Annotated in this window: 1 protein-coding gene; it reads left to right on the plus strand. The window is 77.4% G+C overall.

Annotated features, from left to right (window positions below; all coding sequences use genetic code 11):
* Positions 1 to 2265, plus strand: a 2265-nt coding sequence (locus ACIQOV_RS38165) for a condensation domain-containing protein (protein WP_401055357.1), incomplete at both ends; no start/stop codon positions are given.

The following is a 2265-nucleotide window of genomic DNA, read 5'->3' on the forward strand; positions in this document are numbered from 1 at the left end:
TGGTCGCCCGGCACGAGAGCCTGCGCACCCTGATCGAGGAGTTCGACGGCACCCCGTACCAGCGCGTCCTTCCGGCCGGGGAGGCCGTGGTCCCGCTCGACACCCGGGACTGCCCCGCCGACGAGGTGGCCGCCACGGTGGCCGGACTGTGCCGCCACGCCTTCGACCTGCGCACCGAACTCCCCGTCCGCGCCGCCCTGCTGCGGGTCGCGGCCGAGGAGCACGTGCTGGTCCTGGCGCTGCACCACATCGCCAGCGACGGCTGGTCCCTCGGCCCGCTGGTCCGCGACCTCACCGGCGCCTACGCGGCCCGCGCCGAGGGCGCCGCCCCCGGCCGGGCGCCGCTGCCCGTCCAGTACGCCGACTACGCGCTCTGGCAGCGCGAGCTGCTCGGCGAGGAGAGCGACCCCGAGAGCCTGGCGGCCCGCCAGCTCGCCCACTGGCGCGAGACCCTGGCGGACCTCCCGGACGAGGCGACGCTGCCGCTGGACCGCCCCCGCCCGCCCGTCGCCTCCCACCGCGGCGACCGGGTGGCGCTCACCCTGGACGCCGAGTGCCACCGCGAACTGGTCGCGCTCTCCCGGGCCCACCGGGTCACCCTGTTCATGACCGTGCAGGCGGCCCTCGCCGCGCTGCTCACCCGCCTCGGCGCGGGCACCGACGTCCCGATCGGCTCGGTGGTGGCCGGGCGCGGCGACGAGGCGCTGGACGAGCTGGTCGGCTTCTTCGTCAACACCCTGGTGCTGCGCACCGACACGTCCGGGAACCCGAGCTTCGCCGAACTGCTCGGCCGCGCCCGGGAGACCGCCCTCGGCGCCTACGCCCACCAGGACGTGCCCTTCGAGCGCCTGGTGGAGGAGCTCAGGCCGGCCCGCTCGCTGGCCCGCCACCCGCTGTTCCAGGTCATGCTGGTGCTCCAGAGCAACGAGCGGGCCGAGCCGGCCACGGCGGGCCTGCACGTCGAGCCGCTCGCGGCGGGCAACGGCTCCGCCAAGTTCGACCTCAGCCTGATCGCCGAGGAGTCCTTCGGCCCCGACGGCGAGCCCGCCGGGATCGACTGCGCCCTCGACTACGCCACCGACCTCTTCGACCGGGAGACGGTCGAGGCCGTCGCCGTGCGCCTCGCGCGGCTGCTGGCGGCGGTGGCCGCCCGGCCCGAGCTGCCGATCGGCCGCATCGAGCTGCTGTCGTCCGAGGAGCGTGCCGCGCTCCCGGCGGCCGGCGCCGCCCTGCCGGCCGAACTCCCGCTGCTGCCCGCCGCCTTCGCGGCCCAGGCCGCCCGCACCCCGGAGGCCGTCGCGCTGGTCTGCGGCGAGGTCCGGCTGACCTTCGCCGAACTGGACACCCGGGCCGAGCGGCTCGCCCACCGCCTGCGGGCCGCGGGCGCCGGGCGGGAGTCGGTGGTCGCCCTCGCCCTGCCGCGCTCGGCGGAGACGGTGGTCGCCATGCTCGCCGTGCACAAGGCCGGCGGCGCCTACCTGCCGCTGGACGCCGAGTACCCGGCCGAGCGCACCGCCCACATGCTCGCCGACGCCCGCCCGGCGCTCGCCCTCACCGACGACCGCTGGCCGCTGCCCGAGGTGCTGGCCGGCCTGCCCGTCCTGGACGTCGCCCCGCCGGCCGACGTCGCCCCGCCGGCCGAGGACGCCGAGGGCGCCGCGCCCGACCCGGGGTGGTGCGCCCTCGACCCGGGCGACGCCGCCTACGTCATCTACACCTCCGGCTCCACCGGCCGCCCCAAGGGCGTCGTGGTGCCGCACGGCGCCGTCGCCGCCCTGCTCGCCGCCCACCGCGCCGCCCTGATCCGGGGCACCGAGGAGGCCCACGGCCGGCAGCGGATCGCGCTCACCGCCTCGCTCTGCTTCGACGCCTCCCTGGAGCCCCTGCTCTGGATGTTCGCCGGGCACGAGCTGCACCTGATCGGCGACGAGCTGCGCCGCGACCCGGCGGCGCTGGTCCGCCACACGGCCGCCGCCGGGATCGACGCCCTGCACCTCACCCCGTCCTACACCGAGCAGCTGATCGAGGAGGGGCTGCTGGACGCACCCGCGCCGCGCCTCCTGCTGCTCGGCGGCGAGGCCGTCGGCCAGGCGCTGTGGCAGCGGCTGCGGGAGCACCCCGACACCGCCGGCCACAACTTCTACGGTCCGACCGAGGCCACCGTCTACGCGCTGACCCAGCCGTTCGACGCGGCGCGGCGCCCCGGTCTCGGCGGCCCGATCGCCGGGGTGCGGGCGTACCTCCTGGACGAGTACCTCAACCCCG

This window comes from Kitasatospora sp. NPDC091257, from assembly GCF_044757675.1.
Lineage (GTDB): Bacteria > Actinomycetota > Actinomycetes > Streptomycetales > Streptomycetaceae > Kitasatospora > Kitasatospora lactacystinica.